This is a genomic window from Bittarella massiliensis (ex Durand et al. 2017), assembly GCF_001486165.1.
In the GTDB taxonomy this organism is placed as follows: domain Bacteria; phylum Bacillota; class Clostridia; order Oscillospirales; family Ruminococcaceae; genus Bittarella; species Bittarella massiliensis.
In genome coordinates this window covers 183,883-203,712 of the sequence record NZ_LN908975.1, presented here as the reverse complement: position 1 = coordinate 203,712, position 19,830 = coordinate 183,883, and the positions used below count along the sequence as shown (strand labels likewise).

Below are 19,830 nucleotides of genomic sequence, written 5' to 3'. Positions count from 1 at the left end.
ATGCCCGTTTATTCAGGGTTTCTTCACATTTTAAGCGGCTGGACAAACCGCCCTCCGACCACTATAATATAGGCAGTTTTCCATCTGCCAAAACCGGATGAAAGGGAAAGAAGGACATCTTATGAAACTGCTGATCACCGGCGGCGCCGGTTACATTGGGAGCCACACCTGCGTGGAACTGCTGAATGCGGGACACGAGGTGGTGATCCTGGACAACCTCTGCAACTCCAGCCCCAAGGTGGTGGAGCGCATACAGGAGATCACCGGCAAACCGGTGACATTCTGCCAGGTCGACTTGCTGGACTACGCCGCCACCGAAGCGGTCTTTCGCGCCCACCAGTTCGACGGGGTCATCCACTTCGCCGGGCTCAAGGCGGTGGGGGAGTCGGTGGAGAAACCGCTGGAATACTACCACAACAACCTGACCGGCACCCTGCACCTGCTCAAGCTGATGCAAAAGTACCAGGTCTTTACCCTGGTGTTCTCCTCCTCCGCCACGGTGTACGGCTCGCCGGCCACCGTCCCCATCACCGAGGACTTCCCCCTCTCGGTGACCAACCCCTACGGCGCCACCAAGTTGATGACCGAGGAAATTCTGCGGGACCTCTACCGGGCGGACCCCCGCTTCTCCCTGGTGATCCTCCGCTACTTCAACCCCATTGGCGCCCACGAGAGCGGCCGCATCGGGGAAAACCCCAAGGGCATCCCCAACAACCTGATCCCCTACATCACCCAGGTGGCGGTGGGCAAACTGCAGTACCTGAACGTGTACGGGGAGAATTACCCCACGGTGGACGGCACCGGGGTGCGCGACTACATCCACGTGGTGGACCTGGCCAAGGGCCACATCAAGGCAGTGGAGAAGCTGGCGGGCAAGGCCGGGGTGCACATCTACAACCTGGGCACCGGCAACGGCTATTCGGTGCTGCAGGTGGTGGACGCCTTTGAAAAGGCCAGCGGCCAGAAGGTCCCCTACAAGATCGCCCCGCCCCGGGCCGGCGACATCGCCGAGTGCTGGGCCGACGCCTCCAAGGCCAAGGCCGAGCTGGGGTGGGAGGCGGAGTACGACATCCAGCGGATGTGCGTCGACTCCTGGCGGTGGCAGAGCCAAAACCCCAACGGCTACGACGACTAGACAAAAAAGCTGCTTCAAAAGGGCCTCTTTGGGGCCCTTTTGCTTTTTGCACAAAAAACAGGCCGAAGGATTGTTCAATAAAAATATTGATTTTCGTGCAGTCAAATTATATATTATAGGTAAGAAAAGGGTTTCGTACCAAACCTCCTTTGGTTGTATACCAAAACAGATAATAGGTGAGGAAATTCGCGTACCATGGCCCTTCAAAACGGAGCCTTATCCACCGTTCAAGGCAAATGTGCAGTGCGCACAGGAGGTATTGTCCAATGGGTAGGTTTCAAATCTGAAAGACAGGCAACCCCAGTTGATTTCAAACTCCGCCCATAGCTTGTCTTTGCAAACAGATGCAAAAAGGAGTTTGCAGGTGTGCGTAAGAAAGAGCGGGACCGCCGTTTGGAACTGCTCAGGGCCATTCCCCCAAAAGGGTGGTCAAGTTTGGCAGCCTGATTTCTGAAATCGGACGAATTGGAAAAGAGGGCCCCGTACGGGGCCCTCTTTTTTTGTCCCCTCTCTCCCCCTTCGCCCCGCCCGCCGCGATTGCGCAACAGGGCGGGCAGGGGGTATAATGGGCCCAAGGGGGGAAGGGCTGTGAACGAACTGTTTGTCGCCGAGGTGGCGCTGGATCGGGCCGCCCTGCGGCAGGTGGGCGGCTATCTGACCGACCTGCCCTGCCTGCGGGAGCTGGGGGCGCTGGCCTTTCACCGCCCAGTCACCTATTTTGTGGGGGAGAATGGGACCGGAAAGTCCACCCTATTAGAGGGGCTGGCCGTGGCCCTGGGCCTCAACCCGGAAGGGGGCGGGCGCAACTTTCACTTTGCCTCTAAAGAAACTCACTCCCCCCTGCACCGCTGTCTGACGGTGACCAAAGGCCCCTACCGCCCCCAAACCAGCTACTTTCTGCGGGCAGAGAGCTTTTACAACCTGGCCTCCGAGGTGGACCGGTTAGAGGAGATCGGGGCCCCCGGCCTCTTTGACAGCTACGGGGGGCGCTCCCTGCACAGCCAGTCCCACGGCGAGGCCTTTCTCTCCCTGGTGTTGGGCCGCTTTCCCCCGCGCGGGCTCTACCTTCTCGACGAGCCGGAGGCAGCCCTCTCCCCCTCCCGGCAGCTGGCCCTCTTGCGGCAGATCCACCTGCTGGCGGAAGGGGGCAGCCAGTTCATCATTGCCACCCACTCCCCCATCCTGATGGCTCTGCCCGGCGCCGCCATCCTCTCCTTTGAGGAGGGGGGTGCCATCCGCCCCACGGCCTATCGGGAGACCAGCCACTACCAGGTCACCCGCGCCTTTTTGGAGGCGCCGGAGAGGATGCTGCGGGAACTGCTGGACGGGGAATGACCCCGCCCAAAACACAAGGAGGAATACGCGATGGAAAAATTGGAAATGCTGGAAGCCATTCTCGACAGCTACCCCTACCGGGTGGTATTTGTGGACTGCGACCACGTCATCCGCTACCTGAACCGGGCCGCCAAATACCACTACTATCAGGTGCGGGGGTACCGGGACCTGATTGGCCGCTCCCTGTTTGACTGCCACCAGGAGCTCTCGCGGGAGCGCATCGAGGCGGCGGTGGAAAAATTGCGCCGCCACGGCAACGAGATCTACCTGGGGGTGACCCCGGACAACCAGCGCTACTACATCAACCCGGTGCGAAACGAGGAGGGGGAGCTGCTGGGGTACTTCGAGCGCTTTGAGCTGAACTTGCAGAAATAGCGCGGCGCACTGCCGCCGGGTGCGGCGGGACGGTGCCTTTGTCAGAGAGGAGAAGACCCTATGAAAAAACATCTGATTACCCTGTTGTGTCTCACCCTGGCCCTTTTGATGACCGGCTGTGGGGAAAAGAGCGAGGCCTTTTCTTTCCCCGACGAGGGAAGGAAGTACATCGACACGGCAGAGTTGCCCCGCGTCTATGCCGACCCGGCCGGCTACCGAGGGAAATACGTCAAGCTGGTCGGCCGCGCCATCAGCACGTTGGAGCGCCATACCGGCGAATCGTCCTTTCTCTTTATCCCCGAAGGGTGCAGTTCCCCCATTGCCGTCCACTCCGCCGACCCCTCCCTGCAGATAGAGGAGGGGGACATCCTCCTGGTTGACGGGAAGTTTTGGTCCACCAAAAACACCGGCACCGACCTGCCCCACCTCGCGGCGGCCGGTCTGACCCACTCCACCTACAAAGACGCCATCCGCCCCACCCTCAAAGAAATCGACCCCGCCCTCACCCAGACACAGGAGGGCTGTTCGGTCACCGTCGAGAAGATCGAATTTGCAGAAGAGGAGACGCGGCTCTACCTGCGCATTCAAAACACGGGCCGGGCCAGCATCTCCTACCAGGCCGGGTACTTGGCGCAGGACGGAGCCCAGTACGCCGAAACATACAACGCCGAGGCCCACTACGAGGTCCTTCCCGATGACATTTTGCCCGGCGTCACCGCCACCGGGGTAGTGGTTTTTCCCGCTCTGAAGGACCCTGGAGCACTGCAGATCCATCTTCAAATCCTGTCTGAAGACTACACCGTAGACTTCGAGCCCTTTGTCTTCTCCCTCTCCTGACAAACTGCAAAAAACCATCCCCGGCAGAAGGTTCTGCCGGGGATGGTTTTTTTGTAAATGGGGGTCACTCCCCTTCCTTGAGGGCGCGCAGTTCCTCCGCCGCCTCCCGGTAGGCCTCTTCCAGGGCGGCTTTTCTCTCCAGCGGCGCGGCGGAAATCTCCACCGCCAACTGGCTCAACCGCATCTCCAGCACCGTTTTGCGCAGGGCGGCGCTCTGCCCTGCCCTGCGGGCGGGCCTCTCCTGCTGACGGCGCCAGTCGGCCAGCCCGCCCGCAAAAGCGGTGAGGCCGCCCTCGCCGACACAGAGCAGCCGGTCGGCCACCCCCTCCACAAACGCCTCGTCGTGGCTGACCAGCAGCAGGGTCCCGGTATAGCCCTGGAGCAGGGATTGCAGGGCCTCCACCGCGGGGAGGTCCAGGTAGTTGGTGGGCTCGTCCAGAAAGAGGAGGTTGCAGCCGCCCACCAACAGCTTGCAGAGGGCGACCTTCATCCGCTCCCCGCCGCTGAGCACCGCCAGGGGCTTGTTGACCGCCTCCCCCCGAAAGAGGAGCCGCCCCAGCACCGTGCGCACCAGGGTGGGGGACTGAAGGGCCCCTTCAAGGGCGTTTTCGAGGACGGTGCGCCCCTCGTCCAGCTGTTCAAACCCCTGGCGCAGGAACCCCAGTTTGGCCTGGGGCGAGAGGCGGCACTCGCCGGCCAGAGGGACCATCTCCCCCGCCAGGGTGCGCAGCAGGGTGGTCTTGCCCGCCCCGTTGGGGCCGATGAGGGCGGTTTTGCTGCCGGTCGGAAGGGTGAAGACAGCCCCCTCAAAGAGGGGGACACCGGCATATCCCACCGCCAGATCCGCGGCGGTGAGGGCGGTGCGGGCCCGCAGGGGGGCCGGGTCGATGCGCAGGGCGATGCCGTCTGCCTCAAAGGGCTTTTCCACCCGCTCCATCCGCTCGATGCGCCCCTCCAACACCTTTTTGCGGCGGGCGATCTTGGCCGATTTCTGGGTGGCCTCCCGCTTGTGGAGGCGAGCCTCGGAATTGCCCATCCGGCTGGGGGCCTTCCTCACGCCGTCGGCCCGGCGGGAGACCTGGCGGGCGGCGGCCAGCAGCCGGGCCCGCTCGCCGGTGTACTCCTCCCACTGCTGCTGGGCCCGCTCCTCCTCCTGGGCCCGCTGGCGGCGGTAGGCGGCGTAGTTGCCGGGATAGACCCCCACCCGGCCGTCCCGCACCTCCCAAATGGTGTCGCAGAGGGCGTCCAACAGGGCCCTGTCATGGCTGACCAGCAGCAGCGACCCCACCTCTGCCAGCCGTCGGCGGATCTCCGCCTGCCCCCGCTCGTCCAGGTTGGCGGTGGGCTCGTCGCAGAGGAGGAGGGGGGCGCCCTCCTCCAGGGCGGCGGCCAGCTTGACGCCTCTCTCCTATCCACATCTAGCTGTGTATCATCCTCGACCTGGAAGGGCTCGTAGCCGGCGGCGATGAGTTCGGCATCAAAGTCGGCCCGGGCGCGCTTCATGGCGTCCTCCATGGTGCCCTCGACAATGGTGAAGCTGTCTCTTATACACAGCTAGATGTGTATAAGAGACATGCCACACCCGTTCTCCCCCACGATCCCGATGTGGTCCCCCGCCAAAACCGTCAGTTCGGGGATGTCGAGAAGCCGCCGCTCCCCGATAAAATAGGCCAGCCCGCAAATCGAGACCAGCACGTTTCGTTCAGACAAATGAAAAACCTCCCTTGCAGGGTCACCTGCAAGGGAGGAAAAAGACAGAGGGCGCGCGAAAAAAGGGGGACTTGCCTCCACCGCACACCGTGCTGTTTTCCCCTTTGCCGCGCAGGTGACCAAACGGCCCCCCATTGAGAGAGGGCGTTTTGTCCGTTTTCAGTGGTTGCGCACAAAGGTCAAAACAGTCTCATTCGCGGTGTGGTTACCTCGCCTTTCTTCGTTTCTTCGAATACGAGTATACCAGACATCTCCCCGGGTTGCAAGGGGAGAAAAAGGGCAGGTCCCGGCGCCATTCTGCCGGGGCCCGCCCTCGATATCAGCGGTTTAAATTGGTCAGGCTGTTGACGATCAGGTCGATGAAGCGGGGACGGTCCACATCCTCGCCCATCTTGGTGTTGGGGGGGAAGTGGCGGTCCTCGGTGTGCTTGTAGGTGATGACCGTCTTGCCCTCGGTGAGGATGCCGCGGGTCTCCACATCCACGTGGACATCCACCGTCTGCACCACCGATTCGTCCATCACGTAGGCCGCGGTCACCGCATCGCAGAGGATGCCGCCGGGGCGGCCGTTCTTCTCGGCGTAGCCGACCCGCTCGCCGATGAGCGCGGCCGCCACCTCCGCCACCGGGCCGCCGGCGGCGCGGATGCGCGCCAAATCGTCGGCGGTGACATAGGCTTTAAAGCAGATGTCCAGCCCCATCATCGCCATGGGGATGCCACTGGCAAAGACGATCTTGGCGGCGTGGGGGTCGGCCCAGATGTTGAACTCGGCCGCGGCCGTCCAGTTGCCCAGGCCCTTGGCCCCGCCCATGATGGAGATGCGCTTGACATAGTCTTTTAAGTTGGGGTATTTCAACAGCGCATTAGCCACGTTGGTCAGGGGGCCGATGGCCACGATCTCCAGTTCGCCCTTGCAGGCCACCGCCTGCTGGTAGATGAAGTCCCAGGCGTACTGGTCCTCCACCTGCTTGTGGGGCTCCGGCAGGGTGACCGAGCCCAAACCGCCCGCGCCGTGGACGTTGCCGGCGGTGCGCTCCCCGCAGAAGAGGGACTGGCTGGCCCCTTTGAGGACGGGGATGTCCTCCCTGCCGGTGAGCTCGCACAGCTGCAGGGCGTTTTTCTCGCAGAAGGACAGGGGTTTGTTGCCGCAGACCGGGGTGATCCCCTTGATGTCAAAGCGCTCGTCCCCCAGCAGCATAAACAGGCAGATGGCGTCGTCGGTGCCCGGGTCGCAGTCCAGGATAATGGGGCGTTTGTTCTGTTCCATTCTCTTCTCTCCTCCCTTTCTCAGGCGTTTTTCAGCAGTTCGCGCACCGCGTCCACATAGCCCTGGCGGTCCACGTCCAGCACCACGGTGTGGATGTGGGGGCGGGCGGTCTGGTGCAGCCCGGTGCGGGCGTCACAGACGCTCATCCCGTCGCAGAGGTCGGAGGCGCACTCGATCTGGATGTCCGCTTTGACGGTGGTGAAGAGCTCGGGCTTTAACAGGTAGATCACCGGCACCGTGTCGAAGATGAGGGTGCGCTCGCCGGGGAACTCGCCCCAGCCGTCGTTCAGGGAGTGGTGGGTGATGCTGTAAAACGCCTTGGCGCAGGGGTTGTCAAAGCCCTTCCAACTGTCGTTGTCGGCGGGGGTGATATAGGCATTCGTGCAGACGTCCAGCCCGCACATGGCCACCGGCAGCCCAAAGGAGAAAACGGCCTGGGCCGCCTCGGGGTCGGCGTAGAAGTTGAGTTCCGCCGCGCCGGTGGTGTTGCCGAAATACATGCCGCCGCCCATGAGGACGATCTCCTCCACCTTCTCCCGCACCAAGTCGGGGTGTTGGAGCATCAGCTTGGCGATGTTGGTGAGGGGGGCCAGGGGGATGAGGGTCACCTTTTCCTCGCTGGAGCGGAGCACGTCCACCATGAACTCGACAGCGGACTTCTCCTGCAGGGGACCCACCTCCTCGCTCAAATCGGGGATGGGCAGCCGGTGCCCTTCGGGGTTGCCGACCCAGCGCTGGCGGACCAGGGGGTTTTGCGAGCCCCGGGCCACCGGGATGTCGGTCTTCAGGTAGCGCACCAGCTCCAGGGTGTTCTGGGTGGTGTTCTCGATGGGCTGGTTGCCCATACAGGTGGTGATGCCCAGCACCTCCAGCTCGGGGCTGGCGACGGCCAGGGCGACCGCGCAGGCGTCGTCTCCGCCGGTATCGCAGTCAAATAACACTTTCTTGCTCATTGTGCAGACTCCTCCATTTCTTGGTATATGGCCTTACCAAATCATTATACTTTAGAATCAGGGGCGCGTACAGGGGATGGGGGCGTAGAAGATGCGCCGAAAAAAACAGCCAAAACGCACAAAAGCCGGCGGCCAGATTCTCCGGCCGGAGGGGCGGGCGTTTTACAAATTGTCCATCTATTGCTCACATAGACGGGATATACTAACAGCAGATGAAAGGGGTGCGCGCGATGAAAACACTGTACATTGTAACCGGCGCCTACGGCCACCTGGGCAACGTGGTGGTGCGGTTGCTGGCCAAACGGGGCGAGTGGGTGCGGGGGTTGGCCCTGCCGGGCGACCCGGCTGTCTCCCTGCCCGATGGGGTCGAGGTGATCCGCGGCGACGTCTGTTGCCCGGCCAGCCTCCACCCCCTCTTTGAGACCGAGGAGCCCTGCCGCCGGGTGGTGATCCACGCGGCGGGGATCGTGAGCATCGCCTCCAAGTACCAGCAGAAGGTGTGGGATGTCAACGTGGGCGGCACCGCCAACCTGCTGGCCTTCTGCCGCCAGTACGGGGTGGAGAAGATGGTCTATGTCAGCTCGGTCCACGCCATCCCCGAGCGGCCGGAGGGGCAGGTGGTGGTGGAGACCGACCACTTTGACCCCGATCTGGTGGAGGGGCTCTACGCCAAGACCAAGGCGGAGGCCACCGCCCTGGTGCTGGAAGCCGCCAAGGACGGGCTGCCCGCGGTGGTGGTGCAGCCCTCGGGCATCGTGGGGCCCTGGGACTTTGGCCACGGCCACCTGAACGCCCTGGTGGCCGACTGCGCCCGCGGCAAGCTGCTGGCCGGCGTGGAGGGCGGCTATGACTTTGTGGACGTGCGGGACGTGGCCGCCGGGGTGATCGCCGCCGCCGACAGGGGCCGGGTGGGGGAGTGCTACATCCTCGCCAACCGCTATTTCACCGTGCAGGAGTTTTTGGAGCGCTGCCACCTGGCCACCGGCTGCAAACCCATCCGCCACACCCTGCCCCTCTGGTTTGCTCGGGCCACCGCCCCCCTGTCGGAAATCTACTACAAAATCCGCAAGGCCCCGCCCCTCTACACCCGCTACTCCCTCTACACACTGGAGACAAACGCCGTCTTCTCCTGGCAGAAGGCAGCCGACGAACTGGGCTACCGCCCCCGCCCCATGGAGGAGACCCTGCGGGACACCGTTCACTTTATGCGGGTACAGGGCCGCTTTTGACAGCCATCCACAAAAGGCCGCCGGTTTTTGACCGGCGGCCTTTTTGCGCGCGTTTTCGGCGGGCCCGCAGGCCGGGCAGCGCCGGTTACTCCTCGACCTGGAAGGGCTCGTAGCCGGCGGCGATGAGTTCGGCATCAAAGTCGGCCCGGGCGCGCTTCATGGCGTCCTCCATGGTGCCCTCGACGATGGTGAAGGGCACGCTGAACATCAGGTTGAGGGGATAATCGAAGTCCTCGATGGTGCAGCCGTTCTCGTCGACCCACTTGCCCTCTTCGTTCTGGTGCTTGGCGCCGGTGAACCGCTCGACCATGGGGCGGGCGTCGTCCACAAAGGCGTAGCAGCGCTGGCCCAGGGCATAGGCGGCCCCGCACTCGACACAGGTGCCGGAATCGGGCTCCTGCCCGCGGCGGAAGTCGTTGAGGTTGGCGATGATCATGTCCGAGCGGCGGACGTGGTTGATGTCGTGGATGAAGCCGCGCTTCTCCTTCTCCTCGCGGGAGTCGTCCTTGGGGACATAGTCCTTGAACTCGTCGTCCCGGGCGGGGTTGGGGGGATAGATGCCGTCGATGCCGTACTTGTGGCTCAACTCCACATAGTGGGCGCCGATCTCGTCCCCGTTGGGCCAGAACATGTCCGGCCCGGCCAGATAGGCCACCGGACGGCGGACAACGCCGTTTTTGTCGATAAACAAGTCAAACTCGCCTCCTGTTCCGGAATCATCTCCCCGGCCGCACCCCTTGTGCGCCGGGGGGAGGGAAAGGCCCGCAAAAAGGGCCCGGCAAAACTACTCCTCGACCTGGAAGGGCTCGTAGCCGGCGGCGATGAGTTCGGCGTCAAAGTCGGCTCGGGCGCGCTTCATGGCGTCCTCCATGGTGCCCTCGACAATGGTGAAGGGCACCCCGAACATCAGGTTGAGGGGGGAGTCGAAGTCCTCGATGGTGCAGCCGTTCTCGTCCACCCATTTGCCCTCTTCGTTCTGGTGCTTGGCGCCGGAGAACCGCTCGATCATGGGGCGGGCGTCGTCCACAAAGGCGTAGCAGCGCTGGCCCAGGGCATAGGCGGCCCCGCATTCGACACAGGTGCCGGAATCAGGCTCCTGCCCGCGGCGGAAGTCGTTGAGGTTGGCGATGATCATGTCCGAGCGGCGGACGTGGTTGATGTCGTGGATGAAGATCTTCTTCTCCATCTCCTCCGAGCTGTCGTCCTTGGGCTCGTACTCTTTGAACTCGTCCTCTCTGGCGGGGTCGGGGGGGAAGATGCCGTCGATGCCGTACTTGTGACTCAATTCCACGTAACCGGCGCCGATCTCATCCCCGTTGGGCCAGAACATGTCGGGGCCGGCCAGGTAGGCCACCGGGCGGCGGACAACGCCGTTTTTGTCGATGAACATCTAGCAGCCCTCCTTTTCCATGTCCTCTTTGGCCCGGAGCAGGGCGTCGCGGAAGGTCCCCTCCACCATGGTGGCGTGACCGGAGATCATCAGGTTCAGGGGGCCGCCCTCCAGAGTGAGGCCGTCCTTGTCGCGGCGGCGGCCCTGCTCGTCGAGGTAGGTCTCCTCGGTGAACTTTTCGCCGCAGCTGCGCAGGTCGTCCAGGTAGACATAGATCTTCTTGCCCCAGATATAGCCCACGCCAATTTCAAAGGAGGTGCCGGAATCGGGCTCCCACCCGCGGAAGTTGTTCATATCGGCCACGATCAGGTCGCAGTTTTTGATGGATTCGATGTTCTTTTCAAAGATCACCTTGGCGGTGTCCTGTTTGGTCTTGCAGCCGCTGAAATCGTAGTCGGCAGCCACCGACGGCTCAAACCCCAGCTCTTCACAGATGGCCTTGTTGGCGGCGAAGATCTCTTCGCTGTTGGGGAAAAAGCACTCTGGCCCGGCAATGTACACCTTGGGCTTCTTGTTCATGCTACACACTCCTTCTTCTTTTCCTTCGGTTTCTTGACCCATAAAAGAAATACAAGTTCAGTATACCTGTCCCCTTCTGGCAAAGTAAATGCACGAAAGGGCCAAAGAAAAAGGAAAATTCCCGTCACTTTGATGAAAACGATTTCGCAAGCGTTTGCCGAAAGCGCTTTCTCCCAAACGCACGAACCCCCTGCACCGCTGTATATGCGGCGCAAGGGGTCCATTTTTGCGGGGCGCTCAAATCTAGGGGCGGTCGCTCTCCCGCTCTTTTTTGCGCCCGTGCAGGGCAATGGCGAGGGCGCCGGCAGCCAGGGCCGCCAGGAGGGCCAGGATCAGCAGACTGTCCAGGGGGCAGCCCCGCATCCACCAGAGGACGGCGGCCAAGCCGGCCCCGGCGGAGAAAAACAGCAGGTCACACCACTTCATGTTCTTCCTCCTCTTCTCTGCGCTCCCACACCAGCCGCAGGGCAACATAGCCGCCGGTGATGACGGTGCCCAACAGGGCCAGCCAGTGGACGATGCAACTGCCGGGCGCGTGGCCGGTGTGAGCACCGCCGCCGAAAGGTCCCCGCTCCCCGGTGTAAGGGACGCCGCCCGCCTGGGTGGTCTCCCCCAGCTCCGCCGTCTGGCCGCCGCCATTCGGGCCAGGGGCGTCGCCCCCTTCCCCCTCGCCGGGGGTGGGAGAGGGCGGAGGCGCAGGGGTGTCCCCCTCCTCCTCTTCCACCAGCTGGTACCAAAGGAGGATGGTGGTGGTGTTCCCCTGGGCGTCCGCCGCCCCCCAGCGGATGAGGTAATCCCCCGGGTGCGCGGTGTCGATGGCGGCGATGGGGCGGCCCGAGAGGTCGCTCATCTCCACCGGGAAATAGGTGAGGCCGTCGTCGGGCGCCGGCAGGCCGCTGACGATTTGATAGCGCCCCTCCATCAGCTCCCTGGCCTCTTCATCGGAAAGGCTGCCGCCGTAAAGCGGCTCCCGGCCGATGAGGACGGTGACTTTGTCCCGGATGAGGGCGTGGCGCAGCCCCTCCTCGTCGGTCTCGACGACAGGCGGCAGGGGGTAGAGGCCCCCTTCCCCGCCGTCGGGGGAGTTGGTGTCGGGCCACCCGTCCGGGGCGGGGCGTCCGTTCTCGCCCTGATCGCCGCCGGAGGCGCTGTCGCTGCCGTTTTCCCCCTGGCCGCCCGAGCCACCGCCGGAGGAGTTGTCGCCGCCATTTTCCCCCTGGCCGCCGCCGGAGGAATTGTCGCCGCCGTTCTCCCCCTGGCCGCCCGAGCCACCGCCGGAGCCGCCGTCCGGGTGGTCGGGCACGATCACCACCGGCGGCTGCGCCGCCTCGATGATGCGGTAGGTCAGGTGGATGGTGGTGGTGTTCCCCGCCTCATCGGTCACCGTTTGGGTGATCACACAGCTGCCCACCTCCCCAGTGGGGAAGGATCCGCCCCGCAGGTCGCCGCTCATGGAGACCGGTCCCCGGGAAAGGGCGTCGGCCGGCCAGGGGAGGGAGGAGGTGATCTGGTAGCGCTGTGCCAGCCAGGCCTCTGCCTTCTCCCCCGTCAACAGCCCCCCAAAGGAGGGGTTGGGGCGGACATACTCCACCACCTCGTCGCAGATGTCTCGGTGCAGGCGGTTGGGGTCTGTCTCGTCGGGTTTGAGGGTGCCGTCGGGCAGCTCGTCCGGGAGAGGGGGGAACCCGTTCCCCTCCCCGCCGCCGGGGGTCACCACCGGCGGCTCGATGCCGCTGTCGTAGACAAAGTGGTAGGTCAGATGGATGGTGGTGGTGTTTCCCGCCCGGTCGGTGGCGGTGCGCTCCACCAGATAGGTGCCCTGGCGGGCGGTGTCCATGGTGTCGGTGGGCACCCCGCCCTTGGAGATGGTCAGCTCACCCCAATCCAGGGCGTCGTCCGGCGCGGGCAGGGTGGAGGTGACCTGGTACCGGCGGGCAAAGAGGGCCTCCATCTCCGCCTTTCCGTAGCTGCCGCCGCCGGCGGCCGGGGTGGTGATCAGCTCGGTGATCTCGTCGTAGATGTCCCGGTGCATCTTCCCCTCGTCGTCAACGGAGGGGTCGGGCTGCTCGTCGGGCAGCTGGTCGTTGGGGACATCGGGGTGATAGCCCGGCTCCCCCTCGCCCGAGGGGGTGGGGCCACCCACGTCGGGGGAGCCGCCGCGGAGGATGTAGAGGAAGCACTCCTTGGGCAGGGCGGCGTTGCCGTCGTCGTCCACCCCCTTGAGGGAGAAGGTCAGCTTGTAGCTGCCCGCCGGCAGCTCCACCGCCACCGGCTGGGTGGAGCGGCTGCCGCTCTGCACCGGGAAGGAGGAGGCGGTGAGGCCCAGGCGCTCCAACTTCCAGCTGATTTGGTCGTCCGGCAGCTGCACCCGATTTTGCGGCTGCCCGCTCAAATCGGTGTACGGGGGCAGGGCGTTGTGGGCAGCCGGGGTCTTGACGCCGTTTGTAGAGAGGTGGGTGATGGGGGCGTCGTCCCCCGCGATCATGTCAAAGGCCGTCTGCGGGACCAAGCCGCTGGGCAGCTTCTCCCCGTAAAAGACAAGGCTGTCGTCGGCCACGATGACAGGGGCTACGTCGGTGCGGGTGACGGTGAGCACCTTGTCGTCTGGCGTGACGTTGCCGGCCGCGTCCACCGCCCGGAACTGGTAGGTGCCCAGAGCATTGCAGTCGTTTAGCGCCTGGTAGTCGCGGGAGGAGGCGCCGGTGTCCCCCGGCTTGGCCCCGCCCGGGGTCAGGGTATAGGTGGTCATGTCCTCCCAACTTGTGGCGCCGGGGCGCTTGACCTGGATCTTCCAGACGCCCGAGACCCCGTCCTGCGCCCGCAGGGCCAGGGTGGAGCGGTCGGTGAGGGCCAGGGTGGGGGCGGTTTTGTCGATCCCCAAGCTCTCGCTCATGATGCCGGTGGTCCCCCACTTGGAGAGAGGGCGGCTGCCGTCCTGCTGGGCGTAGAAGCTGGTGGTGGTCTTGCCCTCTTGGGTGAAGGTCTTGCCCATCCTATCGGCGAGAACGCCGTCGAAGTAGGCCAGGTCGTAGTCGTTTGTCTGGATGTTCAAATCCACATTGCTGGTGTACCAGCCGTTGCTGCCCGCGGTGCCGGTAAGGGTGTAGTTGACATCGCCGGGAAAGACGCCGCCCTTCACCATGTCGGGGCCGATGTCGTGCAGGATATACGCCGACCGGTAGCTGCCAAAGGGGTCGTCCTCCACCTTGAGCCCCAATTTGAACTGGGTCTCGGGGTCGCCGGTGACCTTGATTTTAAAGGTGGCGGAGATCTCGTCGTTGCCCACAAAGTTGAGGGCGATCTTCTTGGTTCCGCTGATTTGGGTGGTCTCGAACCCCTCGCTGACAAAGCCCGCCTGGTCGCCGAGAGAGAGGAAGGCGGGGATGGTCTCGCCGGCGGCGGCCAAATCGCCGTTTTTGAGGGTGACCCGGACCACCGCCTCCTGCCCCCGGCCGATGCCGCCGGTGATGACCCGGGTCTGATCCTTGGGGTCGAGGTACTCCACCTTTACAAATTCGGGGGCAAAGTGGTCGTAGCCGATGGAATTGAGGGTGACGCTCGACTGACTCTTGCTGAGAACGCTATCCACCTTGCTCTTTCGGGTAAAGTTCCAGTTCGACAGTAAGATGCTGAGACGCTGATTGGTGTCGAGTCCCAGCGGCGGGTACCCGTCCGCAGATTTGTTTTGATTGCTGGAAGATATTGTTTCCCCCGCAAACTGGGCGGACATGACTTGACTTTGGGCGTCCCAGGCGAGGACACTGCTTTTATTGCTGCCATACGCGTTCTCCCCACCGTTGTGCCAGGCATACCCACTCGCTACGCCCGGTCCGGTGGTGCCGTAGTTCAAATCGCCGCCTACGGCAGTAATGCCAAGGCCTGACCAAATTCCATTGAACTTGACATCGTGAGTGGAAACCAGCGCCAAAAGCCGTGTTGCGCCAGTTTGATCCTCCAGCAGGTAGAAAAGGTTATTCGCATCCAGCCTGTCGCTGTCCAAAGCGGCCATCGGTGAGATGGAATAGGAGATGCCCATCTTCCAACTGGCTGTCAGCGGAACTCTCCACTTTGAAGTGATATTGCCAGAGCACCCTTTGCCGGAAGTCTTTTCCCCATAGTTTCCCTGGTAGTCCTGGTCATAGGCATTCCTTGTACCGGAAATAAAGTCGAACGTTCCTCCTACCGGTGACAGGGTACTACCGGACACTCTAAATGTCTGCGCCATTTTATCCATGCTGATGTTTTGGTGAAAGCCCTGCACCAGCACATCGCTGGCCTCTTTTGCCGACCCCTCCGCCAGCCCTGTCGTCGGGAGGGCAGCGGTGGCAAAGCAGACCGCCAGCGCCGCGGCTGTCACCCTGCGCGCCCCCTGTCGCCAACCTCTGTTTTCCCGTTTCATCTCTATTTCACGCTCCCTTGTGTTCTTTTGCAGGTTGATTCTCAATAAGAAGGTCAAAACAGAGAAAAAGGGGTCAACTTTTTCAAAATTCCCACAAAAAACTTTTCCAATGCACCATTTATACCCCTTTGTGATATACTGAGTGAGCAGTTTTTGTCGAAAAAACAGGAAAGAAAGGGGCAGTGCCGGTGGTTAGGTTGGATCACCGCTCCCTGGGGGAGCTGGCGCGCCGTGCCGCCGAGGGGGACAAGGCGGCCTTTGATGCGCTCTACCGGGCCACCGCGGAGGCGCAGTACTTTCAGGCGGTTGCCCTCTTGCGGGACGAACACCTGGCCATGGACGCGGTGCAGGAAAGCTACCTGGCCCTGCACCACGCCCTGCCGGGCATCGAAAAGCCGCAGGCGGTGGTGGCCTACCTCAACCGCTGCACCTTTCAGTGCTGCCGGCGGCTGTTGCGAAAGGAGGAGCAGGCGGTCTCGGTGGAGGAGGAGACCCTGGACCGCCTGCCCCAGCGCGCCAGCACGGAGGAGTTGGGCCGGCGGGAGGCCGCCCTCGCCCTGCAGCAGGAGTTGGCGCGGCTGCCGGAGGAGCAGCGGCTGATCGTCATCCGCCACTACTACCAGGGAGAGCGGCTCGCCGACATCGCCACCGAGATGGGGATGTCCCTCTCCACCGTCAAGCGCCAACTGCGGCAGGCCAAAGGCCGGCTGCGCCGGGGGCTGGGGCAGCTGGCGGTGGTGCCGCTGGGATTGGCCCTGCCGCGCCAGTTGCAGACGGCCGCCCACACCCTGGGCAGCCGGGCAGCCCTGCCCCCCGCCCCGGTTCGGGGGCAGGTGTCGGCTTGGGCCGTGGGGGCCAGCGCCACCCTCACCGCCGCCGCTGCCCTGCTGGCCGCCCAGATGCTGGCGGCCCCGACCCTCACCGCCGACGTGCCGGGAGAGGCGTCCGTGCGCACGGCGGTGTTGGAGGCGGCGGTCCACGGCCGCCCGGTGGACGGGGTGCTGGTCGAGGGCCCAGGAGGCGAGACCGCCTGGATGGCGGAGCCGGAGGGCGGGCGCTATACCCTCCCAGTGGGGGAGAACGGGCGCTACACCCTCACGGCCTTTGCCGGTGAGAGGGCGGTCTGCTCGGCGGCGGTGACGGTGGGCTGCATCGACCGGGAGGGGCCGGTCCCCCGCAGCGCCGCCCTGCAGGAGGGGCGCTTGTCGGTGGCCCTGGAGGAGGACCCGGCAGGGCTTGACGCGGAGGGTTGCTACCTCTGCCAGGGGGAGGCGCGCTACCCCCTGCGGCTGCAGGGGGAACAGCTGGTGTTGGAGCAGACCCTGCCCAGCGGCGACTACCTGCTGGTGCTCACCGACAAGTTGGGCAACCGGTCCGAGACCCCCCTGTCCCTCGCTTCGCCCCCGGCGGAGCGGTAGAGGCAAAAACCAGCCGGGCGGAGGAATAACTCCTCCGCCCGGCTGGTTTTTGATTTCTGCGGGAGACCCGCTAGATCTTGGTGATGTCCACCACCTCGATGCCCTCGACGGTGCGGCCGCTGGCCAGCATCTTGGAGAGGACGTCAGCGGTGTCGATGGCGGTGAGACAGGGGATCTGCCGCTCCACCGCCTTGCGGCGGATGCGCACCCCGTCGCGCTCGGGGGTGCGGCCCTTGGCCGAGGTGGAGATGACGTAGTCGATCTTGCCGCTCTCCAGCAGGTCCAGCACGTCGGGCGAGCCCTCGCCGATCTTCTTCACGGCGGTGGTGGGGACCATGTTCTTGTTCAGCCGCAGGGCGGTGCCGCCGGTGGCGTAGAGGTCAAAGCCCATCTGGCTGAAGCGGTCGGCGATGGGCACCACCTCGTGCTTGTCCTGGTCGCGCACGGTGATGAGCACCCCGCCGTGGTGCTTGAACTGGTATCCGGCGGCGCAGAGCCCCTTGAAGAGGGCCTCCTCGTAGGTCTTTGCCACCCCCAGCACCTCGCCGGTGGACTTCATCTCGGGGCCGAGCTGGGTGTCCACGTCGTGCAGCTTTTCAAAGCTGAAGACCGGCACCTTGACGGCCACAAAGTCCTTTTCGGGGAAGAGGCCGGTGCCGTACCCCATCTCCGCCAGGGACTCGCCCAGCATGCAGCGGGTGGCCAGGTCGACCATGGGGACCCCGGTGACCTTGCTGATGTAGGGGACGGTGCGGGAGGAGCGGGGGTTTACCTCGATGACATAGACCTGCCCCTCGTGCACCACGTACTGGATGTTCATCAGCCCCACCACCCCGAGCTCCCGCGCCAGGCGGCCGGTGTAGTCGACGATGGTCTCCTTGATGGAGGGGGAGAGGGTCTGGCTGGGGTAGACCGAGATGGAGTCGCCCGAGTGGACGCCCGCCCGCTCCACGTGCTGCATGATGCCGGGGATCAGGTAGTCCCTGCCATCGCAGATGGCGTCCACCTCGGTCTCGGTCCCCATGAGGTACTTGTCGATGAGGACCGGGTTTTCCAGCTCGTGGGCGGTGATGATGCGCATGTACTCCACCACGTCGGCCTCGGAGTGGGCGATGATCATGTTCTGCCCGCCCAGCACGTAGGAGGGGCGCAGCAGCACCGGGTAGCCCAGCTCCCCGGCGGCCGCCACCGCCTCTTCGGTGGTGAAGACGGTGTGCCCCTGGGGCCGGGGGATGCCGCAGCGCTCCAACAGGGCGTCAAAGCGCTCTCTGTCCTCGGCTTCGTCGATGGCGTCGGGGGAGGTGCCGAGGATGGGGACCCCCATCTCCTTGAGGGATTTGGTCAGCTTGATGGCGGTCTGCCCGCCGAACTGCACCACCACCCCGTCGGGCTTCTCGGTCTGCAGCAGGGCCTTCACGTACTCGGGGTTGAGGGGGTCGAAGTAGAGCCGGTCGCCGGTGTCGAAGTCGGTGGAGACCGTCTCGGGGTTGTTGTTGGCGATGATGGCCTCGTATCCCTTCTCCTTCAGGGCCCAGGCGCAGTGGACGCAGCAGTAGTCAAACTCGATCCCCTGGCCGATGCGGATGGGTCCCGAGCCGAAGACCACCACCTTCTTCTTGCCGCTCTGCTCCCGGGCAATGTGCTCGGCGGCCTCGTTCTCGTCGCCGTAGGAGGAGTAGAAATAGGGGGTCTCGGCGGTGAACTCGGCGGCGCAGGTGTCCACCATCTGGTAGCCGGGGAGCCACTGCTCCGGCAGCTCTTTGCCGGAGAGGCGGGCGATGGTCGCGTCCAAAAAGCCCAGCTTCTTGGCGCGGCGATAGCTCTCGGCGTCCAGCTGGCCGGCCTTCAGAGCCAGCTCCATCCGGGCCAGGTTTGCAAACTTGGCCAAAAACCACTTGTCGATCTTGGTGATGTCAAAAATCTGGTCGAAGGAGATCCCCCGCTTGATGGCCTCGTAGACCACGAAGAGGCGCTCGTCGTCGGTGACCGAGAGGAGGCGGACGATCTCCTCGTCGCTCTGCTCCTCCAGCTGGGGGAGGGTGAGGGTCTCCATCCCCAACTCGATGGAGACCACCGCCTTCATCATGGCCTGCTCAAAGCTGCGGGCGATGGCCATCACCTCGCCGGTGGCCTTCATCTGGGTGCCCAGGGTCTTTTCGGCGTAGACGAACTTGTCAAAGGGCCAGCGGGGGAACTTGACCACGCAGTAGTCCAGGGTGGGCTCAAAGCAGGCGCAGGTCTTGCCGGTGACGGCGTTGGGGATCTCGTCCAGGCTGTAGCCGATGGCGATCTTGGCCGCCACCTTGGCGATGGGGTAGCCGGTGGCCTTGGAGGCCAGGGCGGAGGAGCGGGAGACCCGGGGGTTGACCTCGATGACCGCGTACTCAAAGCTGTTGGGGTAGAGGGCGTACTGGACGTTGCAGCCCCCCTCGATGCCCAGGGTGGAGATGATGTTGATGGCCGAGGAGCGCAGCATCTGGTACTCTTTGTCGGTCAGGGTCTGGGAGGGGGCGACCACCACGCTGTCGCCGGTGTGGACCCCCACCGGGTCGATGTTCTCCATGTTGCAGACGGTGATGACGTTGCCCTTGCCGTCGCGCACCACCTCGTACTCGATCTCCTTCCAGCCGGAGATGCACTTCTCGATGAGCACCTGGGTGATGGGGGAGAGGCGCAGGCCGTTCCCGGCGATCTCCCGCAGCTCCTCCTCGTTTTGGGCAATGCCGCCGCCCGAGCCGCCCAGGGTGTAGGCGGGGCGGACGATGACCGGGTAGCCGATCTCGGCGGCAAAGGCCAGGGACCCCTCGACGGTGGTCTCCACCTGGGAGGGGATGCAGGGCTCGCCGATAGAGAGCATGGTGTCCTTAAAGGCCTGCCGGTCCTCGGCCTTTTTGATGGTCTCGGGGTTGGCGCCCAGCAGCTTGACGCCCTCCTCCTCCAAAAAGCCCTCTTCGGCCAGCTCCATGGCCAGGTTGAGCCCGGTCTGTCCCCCCAGGGTGGGGAGGATGGAGTCGGGCCGCTCCTTGCGGATGATCTTCTTGATGATCTCGGGGCGCAGGGGCTCGATGTAGATCTTGTCGGCCATGGCCTTGTCGGTCATGATGGTGGCCGGGTTGGAGTTGACCAAGATCACCTCCAGCCCCTCCTCCTTGAGGGCCCGGCAGGCCTGGGTGCCGGCGTAGTCGAACTCGGCCGCCTGGCCGATGACGATGGGGCCGGAGCCGATGACTAAAACCCGCTTGATGTCGCTTCTCTTTGGCATG

16 protein-coding genes are annotated in these 19,830 nt (G+C 64.1%); 6 read left to right on the top strand and 10 right to left on the bottom strand.

The features are described from left to right. Window positions 1–121: 121 nt before the first annotated feature. From galE to BN3266_RS01350, 4 genes are all read left to right on the top strand, one after another. Entirely contained in the window at window positions 122–1,135 is a 1,014-nt protein-coding gene (galE, locus tag BN3266_RS01365) for a UDP-glucose 4-epimerase GalE (RefSeq protein ID WP_044992716.1), read from the top strand. 597 nt (window positions 1,136–1,732) lie between these two features. Further along, window positions 1,733–2,470, top strand: a complete 738-nt coding sequence (locus tag BN3266_RS01360; protein WP_243148173.1) for an AAA family ATPase — start codon at window positions 1,733–1,735, stop codon at window positions 2,468–2,470. 30 nt (window positions 2,471–2,500) lie between these two features. Next, window positions 2,501–2,845: a PAS domain-containing protein gene (locus BN3266_RS01355; RefSeq protein WP_021659736.1), complete on the top strand. Its 345-nt coding sequence runs from the start codon at window positions 2,501–2,503 to the stop codon at window positions 2,843–2,845. 60 nt (window positions 2,846–2,905) lie between these two features. Then, a complete protein-coding gene (locus tag BN3266_RS01350; RefSeq protein WP_059003168.1) occupies window positions 2,906–3,682 on the top strand; it encodes a hypothetical protein in 777 nt (258 codons plus the stop codon). 64 nt (window positions 3,683–3,746) lie between these two features. On the opposite strand, the gene BN3266_RS01345 is transcribed toward BN3266_RS01350, so the two are convergent. The 4 genes from BN3266_RS01345 to BN3266_RS01330 form a co-directional block, all read right to left on the bottom strand. Further along, window positions 3,747–4,970: an ABC-F family ATP-binding cassette domain-containing protein gene (locus BN3266_RS01345; RefSeq protein ID WP_082671577.1), complete on the bottom strand. Its 1,224-nt coding sequence runs from the start codon at window positions 4,968–4,970 to the stop codon at window positions 3,747–3,749. Between the two features lie 266 nt (window positions 4,971–5,236). Then, window positions 5,237–5,392 (bottom strand): P-loop NTPase family protein, encoded by a 156-nt coding sequence (locus BN3266_RS13660; RefSeq protein ID WP_154668921.1) that lies wholly within the window; start codon window positions 5,390–5,392, stop codon window positions 5,237–5,239. Between the two features lie 319 nt (window positions 5,393–5,711). Next, window positions 5,712–6,659: a nucleoside hydrolase gene (locus BN3266_RS01335; RefSeq protein WP_021660219.1), complete on the bottom strand. Its 948-nt coding sequence runs from the start codon at window positions 6,657–6,659 to the stop codon at window positions 5,712–5,714. A 20-nt stretch (window positions 6,660–6,679) separates the two neighbouring features. Then, complete coding sequence (locus BN3266_RS01330) at window positions 6,680–7,612, bottom strand: nucleoside hydrolase (protein ID WP_059003160.1); 933 nt, start codon at window positions 7,610–7,612, stop codon at window positions 6,680–6,682. Window positions 7,613–7,842: 230 nt separating this feature from the next. On the opposite strand from BN3266_RS01330, the gene BN3266_RS01325 reads away from it, so the two are divergent. Further along, complete coding sequence (locus BN3266_RS01325) at window positions 7,843–8,841, top strand: NAD-dependent epimerase/dehydratase family protein (RefSeq protein ID WP_059003158.1); 999 nt, start codon at window positions 7,843–7,845, stop codon at window positions 8,839–8,841. A gap of 85 nt (window positions 8,842–8,926) precedes the next feature. Here the strand turns inward: BN3266_RS01325 and BN3266_RS01320 are convergent, their stop codons facing one another. The 5 genes from BN3266_RS01320 to BN3266_RS01300 all read right to left on the bottom strand — a co-directional run bounded on the left by BN3266_RS01320 (window position 8,927) and on the right by BN3266_RS01300 (window position 15,107). Beyond that, entirely contained in the window at window positions 8,927–9,532 is a 606-nt protein-coding gene (locus BN3266_RS01320) for a nucleoside 2-deoxyribosyltransferase (RefSeq protein ID WP_021660223.1), read from the bottom strand. Between the two features lie 93 nt (window positions 9,533–9,625). Further along, a complete protein-coding gene (locus BN3266_RS01315; RefSeq protein WP_059003156.1) occupies window positions 9,626–10,231 on the bottom strand; it encodes a nucleoside 2-deoxyribosyltransferase in 606 nt (201 codons plus the stop codon). Continuing rightward, entirely contained in the window at window positions 10,232–10,750 is a 519-nt protein-coding gene (locus tag BN3266_RS01310; RefSeq protein ID WP_059003155.1) for a nucleoside 2-deoxyribosyltransferase, read from the bottom strand. Window positions 10,751–10,993: 243 nt separating this feature from the next. Further along, complete coding sequence (locus BN3266_RS01305; RefSeq protein ID WP_059003153.1) at window positions 10,994–11,176, bottom strand: hypothetical protein; 183 nt, start codon at window positions 11,174–11,176, stop codon at window positions 10,994–10,996. Then, window positions 11,163–15,107 (bottom strand): hypothetical protein, encoded by a 3,945-nt coding sequence (locus BN3266_RS01300; protein WP_195891588.1) that lies wholly within the window; start codon window positions 15,105–15,107, stop codon window positions 11,163–11,165. Before BN3266_RS01300 ends, BN3266_RS01305 begins: the two co-directional genes overlap by 14 nt. 230 nt (window positions 15,108–15,337) lie before the next feature. Here BN3266_RS01300 and BN3266_RS01295 point away from each other — a divergent pair, with 230 nt between their 5' ends. After that, the gene (locus BN3266_RS01295) at window positions 15,338–16,567 is read left to right on the top strand and encodes an RNA polymerase sigma factor (RefSeq protein WP_195891587.1); all 1,230 of its coding nucleotides are present in this window, start codon (window positions 15,338–15,340) and stop codon (window positions 16,565–16,567) included. Between the two features lie 70 nt (window positions 16,568–16,637). Here the strand turns inward: BN3266_RS01295 and carB are convergent, their stop codons facing one another. Beyond that, window positions 16,638–19,829 carry a carbamoyl-phosphate synthase large subunit gene (gene carB / locus BN3266_RS01290; protein WP_021658486.1) on the bottom strand — a complete coding sequence of 1,064 codons (3,192 nt, stop codon included), beginning with the start codon at window positions 19,827–19,829 and terminating at the stop codon, window positions 16,638–16,640. Between the last annotated feature and the right edge of the window lies 1 nt (window position 19,830).

Excerpts from the sequence above, each read along its gene's own strand:
- BN3266_RS01315 (WP_059003156.1), bottom strand. The coding sequence starts at position 10,231 with ATGTTCATCGACAAAAACGGCGTTGTCCGCCGCCCGGTGGCCTACCTG.
- BN3266_RS01335 (WP_021660219.1), bottom strand. The coding sequence starts at position 6,659 with ATGGAACAGAACAAACGCCCCATTATCCTGGACTGCGACCCGGGCACC.
- BN3266_RS01355 (WP_021659736.1), top strand. The coding sequence starts at position 2,501 with ATGGAAAAATTGGAAATGCTGGAAGCCATTCTCGACAGCTACCCCTAC.
- BN3266_RS01305 (WP_059003153.1), bottom strand. The coding sequence starts at position 11,176 with ATGAAGTGGTGTGACCTGCTGTTTTTCTCCGCCGGGGCCGGCTTGGCC.
- BN3266_RS01325 (WP_059003158.1), top strand. The coding sequence starts at position 7,843 with ATGAAAACACTGTACATTGTAACCGGCGCCTACGGCCACCTGGGCAAC.
- BN3266_RS01350 (WP_059003168.1), top strand. The coding sequence starts at position 2,906 with ATGAAAAAACATCTGATTACCCTGTTGTGTCTCACCCTGGCCCTTTTG.
- carB (WP_021658486.1), bottom strand. The coding sequence starts at position 19,829 with ATGCCAAAGAGAAGCGACATCAAGCGGGTTTTAGTCATCGGCTCCGGC.
- BN3266_RS01310 (WP_059003155.1), bottom strand. The coding sequence starts at position 10,750 with ATGAACAAGAAGCCCAAGGTGTACATTGCCGGGCCAGAGTGCTTTTTC.
- BN3266_RS01330 (WP_059003160.1), bottom strand. The coding sequence starts at position 7,612 with ATGAGCAAGAAAGTGTTATTTGACTGCGATACCGGCGGAGACGACGCC.
- galE (WP_044992716.1), top strand. The coding sequence starts at position 122 with ATGAAACTGCTGATCACCGGCGGCGCCGGTTACATTGGGAGCCACACC.